General features: G+C 45.3%; 6 protein-coding genes. 1 reads left to right on the forward strand and 5 read right to left on the reverse strand.

All coding sequences use genetic code 11. The features are described 5' to 3' along the window. The 5 genes from A3739_RS09495 to leuC all read right to left on the reverse strand — a co-directional run. Positions 1-2,451, reverse strand: a 2,451-nt coding sequence (locus A3739_RS09495) for a FimV/HubP family polar landmark protein (RefSeq protein ID WP_068501163.1), incomplete at its 3' end; no start/stop codon positions are given. A gap of 302 nt (positions 2,452-2,753) precedes the next feature. After that, a complete protein-coding gene (gene asd / locus A3739_RS09500; protein ID WP_068481142.1) occupies positions 2,754-3,866 on the reverse strand; it encodes an aspartate-semialdehyde dehydrogenase in 1,113 nt (370 codons plus the stop codon). A gap of 27 nt (positions 3,867-3,893) precedes the next feature. After that, entirely contained in the window at positions 3,894-4,979 is a 1,086-nt protein-coding gene (gene leuB, locus A3739_RS09505; protein ID WP_068481139.1) for a 3-isopropylmalate dehydrogenase, read from the reverse strand. Between the two features lie 48 nt (positions 4,980-5,027). Further along, positions 5,028-5,681 (reverse strand): 3-isopropylmalate dehydratase small subunit, encoded by a 654-nt coding sequence (gene leuD / locus A3739_RS09510; RefSeq protein ID WP_068475469.1) that lies wholly within the window; start codon positions 5,679-5,681, stop codon positions 5,028-5,030. A 14-nt stretch (positions 5,682-5,695) separates the two neighbouring features. Continuing rightward, positions 5,696-7,117 carry a 3-isopropylmalate dehydratase large subunit gene (gene leuC / locus A3739_RS09515; protein ID WP_068481136.1) on the reverse strand — a complete coding sequence of 474 codons (1,422 nt, stop codon included), beginning with the start codon at positions 7,115-7,117 and terminating at the stop codon, positions 5,696-5,698. A 174-nt stretch (positions 7,118-7,291) separates the two neighbouring features. Between leuC and A3739_RS09520 the strand changes: the two genes are divergently transcribed. Further along, positions 7,292-8,170, forward strand: coding sequence for a LysR family transcriptional regulator (locus A3739_RS09520; RefSeq protein WP_068481133.1), 879 nt, complete (start codon positions 7,292-7,294; stop codon positions 8,168-8,170). Positions 8,171-8,422: the final 252 nt, after the last annotated feature.

Genomic DNA, 8,422 nt, shown 5'->3' on the forward strand with positions numbered 1-8,422 from the left:
CTCATCACTCAAATCCAAATCAATTTCAGCTTCGTGATTTAACTCTGCATCACTTAGCGACAATTCATCGTCTTCATCTACGAGATGAGACGAAGCTGCATCTGCAACCGATGCATCATTGTCAGCATCCAACTCAAGCTCTTCTGCTTTGTCAGAGTCACCACCAAGATCTAAATCTTCTGATGAGAAATCGATACCTGGATCAACTTCTAGTTCTTTATCACTTTCATCAAGCTCCAAATCGATATCTAAATCGATATCTAAATCTTCTGAAGAAAAATCTATATCACCAGCAACCTCTTCAAGCGCTTCTTCAGCGTATGAGTCTTCGGAATCTTCCAAGCTTGCAGGAGACTCAGAGTCTAGCACCTCTTCTTGAATAGTTTCTGCAACTTCGCTTTCTTCCTGCTCAACCGTATCGAAGTCAAAGTTGTTATCGTCTCCAGATAAAAGCGCCTGCTCTTCATCCTCGTCTAACAAATGCTCTACTTCTTCTGCACTACCAGCATCTGCTTTCTGATTTGCAAGCTCTTCTAAACGCTCATTCAGCTCAACACGAATCTGTGCGGCTTTTTCAAGCGCATCTTGATCCTGGATAGCCGACAACTCACTAAACTGCTTTTCAAACGAATCTGAATCGCCAAGGTCGCGATACACTTCTAATAATTTAAGACGATAATCAACACGAACCGGATCGTTCGAAATACCATCTTCTAAAATCTGAGCTGCCTGATCCAAGCGACCATAAGCGATATATACATCAGACTCTGCAATTACGTCCTCTTCTGGTGAAGCAGGCGCATCTTCCTCTACAAACTCTTCATCCGCTTCTTCTTCGACAACTCCGGCAGGTTCTTCCAACTCTTCATCAGCCGATTCAAGTTCAGCAGACTCATCAGATTCAACCGTCTCATATTCTTCTTCATAGTCATCAGATTCTTGCTTTGCACGCGACTTGGAAATCAACCACAACGCAATCAATAGAAGAATCAAAATACCCGCCACACCAGCTTGGTAAAGAGGGTTAGTCATAAGCTTGTTCAGCAAATCTTCTTGAAAGTTAACTGGTGCTGGAGCTNCAGCAGGCGCAGCTTCAGCAGGCGCAGCTTCCGCAGGTTTTACTTCTTCTACTTGAATCTCTGCAACAACTTCAGCCACCTCAACTTGTTCAGCGATCACTGAGCCATCTTCGTTTAGAACTACCGTTTCTTTTACTTGCTCAACAATGACTTCAGCAACCTCTGCAGTTTCTTCAACTGACGCTTGAGAAGCACCCTGCCCGCCGTCAACCTCTGCTTGCGCTGCGTCTAATTCACTTGCACGCATCTGCGACTGCAAGCTCGCTAGCTGATCATTTTTTAGCGTAAGTATGCGCTGAAGGGTCTCAAGTTGCTCTTCAAGCGCATCAACCTTACCGCTTAACTCTTCGTTCTCGAGATTCGCTTTATCGAGCTGCTCCAGAGCAATATTCATTTCACCCTGAGACACACCAGTAGCGTTTGAACCTTGAGGATCTGAACCCGCTGAATCAGATGCTTTTGAATCTTTATCTGGAACAACTAGCTTAAGTTGATCCTGATTCGCCGCAGGCTTTTGTGTTTTCGGAGCTGGTTGAATTGAAGGCTTAGAGGAAGAAGTCGGAGTCTTGGTCTTTGGCTTTCTTAGAGCAGCATTTTGCTCAATAACCGAATTGATCGCCTGATAAGCACTACGCGATGTCATTTGATCGCGCGTTGGCAAGCGCAGAATTTGGCCCGCTTTCATCTTATTGATATTTCCATCAATAAAAGCGTCAGGATTCAAATCCTGAATCGCAAGCATCACTTGTTGCGGACTAACATTCCGATCTGGACGAATGCCTGTCGCGATATCCCAAAGCGTATCTGTTGATTTAGTTGGCCCGTACGTCTCGTTACCAGCCAAGGCACCGGCTTTCGGTTTCACGCTAGAACGCACTGCCAAGTTATCTCCTTTTTCAACGGATGCAGGTGCAGAAACTTGCGGTTTTGCTTGTTGAGAGGCTGCAGGGCTAGCAACGACAGGTTTGTCTTCTGCGAAAACTGGCGGATCGATCAACAGAGCGTATTCACGCAATAAACGACCGCTTGGCCAAATTACTTCAACAAGAAAGTTAATGAACGGTTCACGGACTGGCTTTTTGGTTGTGAGAACCACTTTTGGCTCGCCACTCTCATTGCGCTGAACTTCAAAACGAATATCTGAAAGGAAATAGACTCGATCAATTCCTGCCTTAAGGAACTCTTCTCGGGTCGCCAAACCAGGCAAAATTTCTGCGTCTGTTAAACCACCTGTATTCACCAATTCAATTTCAGCTACCAAAGGCTGATTTAAATTAGAATTAACCTTTGCATCGCCTAAACCCAAAGCATGAGTTAAACCTGCATAACCTGCGGACGCCAAGGTCAATACAATAGCCAGTTTGCGGATCATTACGCCTTTCCCTTAAATTTTCGGTTCAATCTCAATTAGCTACAGCTACAACATACTTCTATAAAGCAGTTTAAAAAACAGCCACAATCACTTGCTTTTATTGAGAAAAATAAAATTTTACATTTTGGTAAGTATCGATCATCAAACCAAAATTATCAACTGAACTTTTACTACATAACTATTAACAATAGTCAGCTTTTTGAGTTCTGCCTCCTTTCCTATTGCCAATAAAAAAGCCCATCTGTTTTCACAGACGGGCTTTTAATCTGCTTACCGACTTTATCGGCAAGTGAAGCTAAGTCTCAAGCTTCCAAAACTATCCGTAACATTCTACGCAATGGCTCGGCTGCACCCCAAAGAAGTTGATCGCCAACTGTAAACGCTGAGATATACTCAGGACCCATTTCAAGCTTACGGATTCGACCAACAGGAATACTCAAGGTACCTGTTGCTACCGTTGGGCTAAGCTCGTTAATAGATGCTTCGCGATCATTAGGAATTACTTTGACCCAATCATTCGCTGCAGCCAATTTAGCCTCAATTTCTTCGACAGGCAGATCCTTCTTTAACTTAATGGTAAGCGCCTGAGAGTGACAACGCATAGCACCAACACGTACACACAAACCGTCAATTGGGATTGCTTGATCTTGCGTACCGAGAATCTTGTTAGTTTCAGCACCTGCTTTCCACTCCTCACGGCTTTGGCCTGACGGCAACTGCGTATCGATATAAGGAATCAAAGAGCCCGCAAGCGGAACGCCAAACTGGTCAGTCGAGAATTCGTCTGAACGCATTTTCTCTGCTACCAACTTATCAATTTCAAGAATCGCTGACGCTGGATTGTCTAGCTGATTCGCAACCGCTTCGTTGATCTCACCCATTTGAGTAATCAATTCACGCATGTGCTTAGCGCCTGAACCTGATGCCGCTTGATATGTCATCGGTGATACCCATTCCACCAAGTCTTCCGCGAACAAACCTCCTAGAGCAAGCAACATTAGACTCACCGTACAGTTACCACCGACGAAGTCTTTCACGCCATTAGATAGTGCTTCATCGATCACGTGACGGTTAACAGGATCAAGCACGATGACAGCGTTATCTTCCATGCGAAGGGCTGAAGCCGCATCAATCCAGTAGCCATCCCAGCCACTTTCGCGCAACTTAGGGTAAACCGCTTTTGTGTAATCACCACCCTGACAGGTAATGATGAAATCCATTTGCGCCAGCTCACTCACGTCATTTGCGTCAAGCAATACTGATTCCCCCTGCCCTAGATCTGGAGCAGGTAAACCTTTTTGTGATGTCGTAAAAAACACTGGCTCAACTAAAGAGAAGTCATTCTCTTCTTGCATACGCTGCATAAGCACGGAACCAACCATGCCACGCCAGCCGACCATTCCTAACTTTTTCATTTCTATCGACCTTATTAAACCAGTGATTTAAACCAAAGACTCAAGCGCCGCAACAACCGCGTCACCCATTTCTTTTGTAGAGACTTTTGTTGAACCTTCAGAGAAGATATCTGCAGTACGCAAACCTTGATCAAGCACTTTGCTCACTGCATCTTCAATCAGATCAGCGGCTTTGTTCTCGCTCAAGCTATAACGCAACATCATCGCAACGGATAGAATCGTTGCGAGCGGGTTTGCGATGCCTTGGCCAGCAATATCAGGCGCAGAACCATGACACGGCTCGTACATACCTTTATTGTTCTCATCTAACGATGCAGATGGAAGCATACCGATAGAGCCAGTAAGCATTGCTGCCGCATCAGACAGAATGTCACCAAACATGTTGCCTGTAACCATTACGTCAAACTGCTTCGGCGCACGAACGAGCTGCATCGCTGCGTTATCAACATACATATGACTCAGCTCTACATCTGGATAGTCTTTCGCCATATCGTCAAGAATTTCACGCCACAACACCGTTACTTCAAGTACGTTCGCTTTATCTACAGAACAAAGCTTACCGTTACGCTTTTGCGCTGCTTCAAACGCAACTTTTGCAATGCGCTTAATTTCGCTCTCAGAGTACACATAGGTGTTGTAACCCTGACGCTCACCATTTTCGAGGGTACGTACACCACGCGGTTGACCGAAATAAATGCCGCCCGTTAACTCACGCACGATCAAGATATCAAGACCCGAAACAACTTCTGGCTTCAGGGTTGATGCACTTGCAAGCTGCGGATATAAAATCGCCGGACGTAAATTACCGAACAACTCAAGATTTGAACGAAGACCAAGCAAACCTTTCTCTGGACGAATCGCCATATCAAGCGCATCCCACTTAGGACCACCTACAGCACCAAGTAAAATCGCGTCAGACGCTTTTGCTTTATCTAGCGTCTCATCAGGAAGCGGAACACCCGTCGCGTCAATCGCAGAACCACCAACCAAAGCATGGTCAGTCTCTAGACCAAGACCTAACTTATCATTTACAAGATCAAGAACGCGTTCTGCTTCCGCAACGATTTCAGGACCAATGCCATCACCTGGCAATAACAAAACTTTTTTAGACATATCTAACTTTCCAATAAACTTTCAAATTCTTTCGCGTGCTTGCGCTTATTAAGCACCTTGAATCGCATCAAACAACCAAGGCGTTTCTTGGCGACGACGTGCTTCGTATTCTTTAATCTTCTCTTCGCTCTCTAGCGTCACGCCAATATCATCCAAACCGTTCAACAAGCAGTGCTTACGGAATGCATCGATTTCAAAGCTAAAGCTTTCACCGCTTGGCGTTGTCACAGTTTGCGCATCAAGATTGATATCCAACTCATAGCCTTCAGTCGCTTCAACTTCATTGACTAGCTGATCAACTTGCTCTTCTGTTAACACAATCGGCAACAAGCCATTTTTAAAACAGTTATTGAAGAAAATATCCGCAAAACTTGGCGCGATCACAGAACGGAAACCGTAATCATCTAAAGCCCATGGCGCGTGCTCACGCGAAGAACCACAACCGAAGTTTTGACGTGCTATCAACACGCTTGAACCTTGGTAGCGCGCTTGGTTTAAAACGAATTCTTCGTTTAATGGACGACCTTCACAGCTTTGATCTGGCTTGCCTTCATCTAAGTAACGCAACTCATCAAACAAGTTCTTACCAAAGCCAGTGCGTTTGATAGATTTCAAAAACTGCTTAGGAATGATCATATCCGTATCAACATTGGCACGATCAAGCGGAGCAACAAGGCCTTTTAATTCAGTAAACTTTCTCATCTCTCTCGCCTCCCCTATGCGCTTACAAATTCGCGAACGTCAACAAACTTACCGGCAATTGCAGCAGCTGCTGCCATCGCAGGACTTACCAAGTGCGTGCGGCCACCAAAGCCTTGACGACCTTCAAAGTTACGGTTCGAGGTAGATGCACAATGCTCGCCCTGACCTAACTTGTCGGCATTCATCGCCAAGCACATAGAACAACCCGGCTCACGCCACTCTAGACCTGCTTCGGTAAAGATCTTATCTAAACCTTCTTCTTCCGCTTGCGCTTTCACCAAGCCAGAACCCGGAACAACCAAAGCCTGCTTCAAGGTGCTCGCCACTTGGCGACCTTTAACAACTTCCGCCGCAGCGCGTAAGTCTTCGATGCGCGAGTTCGTGCACGAACCAATAAATACGCGATCTAGCTGAATATCCGTAATGGCTTGATCAGCCTCTAAGCCCATGTATTCAAGCGCACGTGTAATGCCTTCTTTTTCAACGCTATCAGTCGCATTCGCAGGATTTGGCACGTTATGACTAACTGGCAACACCATCTCTGGTGAAGTACCCCACGTCACTTGAGGCTCGATGCTTGGGCCATCAAGCTCTACCACTTTGTCGAAGTGCGCGCCTTCGTCACTATGAAGATCAGCCCATGCTTCAACCGCACGATCCCACATCTCACCTTTTGGCGCGTAAGTACGACCTTTCACATAATCGATAGTCGTTTGATCCACCGCAATCATACCCGCACGAGCACCTGCTTCGATCGCCATATTACACATGGTCATACGACCTTCCATGCTCAAATCACTGATCGCTTCGCCCGCAAATTCAATCGCATAGCCAGTACCACCAGCGGTACCAATTTCGCCGATGATCGCAAGAATAATGTCTTTACCTGTAATACCAGGAGCAACTTTGCCATTCACGCGAACAAGCATGTTTTTCATTTTCTTTTGAACAAGCGTTTGCGTTGCTAGCACGTGCTCAACTTCAGAAGTACCGATACCATGCGCAAGCGCACCAAACGCACCATGCGTAGACGTGTGCGAATCACCACACACAACTGTCATACCCGGCAAGGTTGCACCCTGCTCTGGCCCAACCACGTGCACAATGCCCTGACGCTCATCAAGCATTTTAAATTCGACGATTCCAAACTCATCACAGTTGTTGTCAAGCGTTTGCACCTGAATACGCGAAACAGGATCTTCAATACCCTGCACACCACTGCTACGTTCAGTTGTTGGTACGTTATGATCTGGCGTTGCAAGGTTTGCATCGATACGCCAAGGCTTACGATCTGCAATACGAAGACCTTCAAACGCTTGCGGTGAAGTTACTTCGTGAAGAAGCTGACGATCAATGTAAATCAATGAAGAACCGTCATCACGCTCTGCAACAACGTGCGCATCCCACAACTTGTCGTAAAGGGTTTTATTTGTCATTTACGTACACTCTCACTTAATGAATCTAGATACGGTAAAGCGTTGCCAAACAAGGGTTTCTTTACCTATTGAATAAATTGTATTCTCAACCTATAAATAAAACAAAGTCATATTTTTTATAAATACGATTCCTAACAGGAATACGTGTTTGTATCACTTTATTTAACAAATACTATGGATATTGAAGCGCTTCTCGCATTTATAACGATCGTCAACGAAGGGTCTTTTTCTAAGGCAGCTAAGGTCATGCATATTACCCAGCCCGCCATATCGAAACGGATTCAAAACTTAGAAGGCCGGCTTGATGTAAAACTCTTCGAGCGACTACAACGCGAGATCACCCTGACTGATGCAGGCAAAGCATTACTGCCACACGCCTTAAACATCTTGCACAACTTCGACAACGCAAAACAGGCAGTACGAGATACAAGTGGTGAAGTAAAAGGCGACTTAAGAATTGTGGCAAGTCACCATATTGGATTGCATCGGTTACCTTTGATATTGCGCGAGTTCTCCAAACGGCACCCTTTAGTTGATTTGCACCTGAATTTTCTCGACTCCGAAAGTGCTTATGCCCTGCTTCAAGAAAACAACGCCGATATCGCTTTTATAACGATTCCAGAACAACGTCGGGAACATTTCATAACGCATTTGGTTTGGGATGACCCGATGGCCTTTGTATGCGGACACCAGCATCCACTTGCTCAGTTAAAACGCGTCGGCCCAAAAGAGCTATCACAACATGATGCGATTCTTCCCTCAGAATCCACACTCACCTATCGAATCGTCGCCAAGGTGTTTGAAGAAAACCAACTTGAACTAAAAGCAAAGATACCAACCAACTACTTAGAAACCATGAAAATGATGGCCAGCGTTGGTATGGGCTGGTCGGTATTGCCAAAAACAATGATCGACGAAGACCTTCACGCACTCCCCGTTCGCAACCCTGTCATTGAGCGCAAGCTCGGCGCCGTCAGTTATGAGAAGAAACATCTAGGCAGCGCTGCCCGCGCATTTATGGAGATAGCATTAGGAATTTGGGAAGAGGCTTGAGGGATGTCAGAATTTAGACAGTTGCGGACTTTAAATACCTCTCGTGACCAATGCTCACTTCATAGAGAAAAGCCGACGAATTAGAAAATCACCACATAACGGAGATTTTGTGACATTTTTATGAAAGGGTCCGCTTTTTCCAATGACGAGTTTCTCATAAGTGTTTGTAAATAACTGATATAATTGCGAAAAATGGAATTTATAAAAATGTAGATAAAGTGTTTAGCGGACCGGAAGGTGCGTTAAACACAC

The sequence above is a fragment of the Oleiphilus sp. HI0067 genome (assembly GCF_001635735.1).

Bases quoted from the DNA above. Each gene is read 5' to 3' on its own strand.
- A3739_RS09520 (WP_068481133.1), top strand. From the start codon at position 7,292: ATGGATATTGAAGCGCTTCTCGCATTTATAACGATCGTCAACGAAGGG.
- leuC (WP_068481136.1), bottom strand. From the start codon at position 7,117: ATGACAAATAAAACCCTTTACGACAAGTTGTGGGATGCGCACGTTGTT.
- leuD (WP_068475469.1), bottom strand. From the start codon at position 5,681: ATGAGAAAGTTTACTGAATTAAAAGGCCTTGTTGCTCCGCTTGATCGT.
- leuB (WP_068481139.1), bottom strand. From the start codon at position 4,979: ATGTCTAAAAAAGTTTTGTTATTGCCAGGTGATGGCATTGGTCCTGAA.
- asd (WP_068481142.1), bottom strand. From the start codon at position 3,866: ATGAAAAAGTTAGGAATGGTCGGCTGGCGTGGCATGGTTGGTTCCGTG.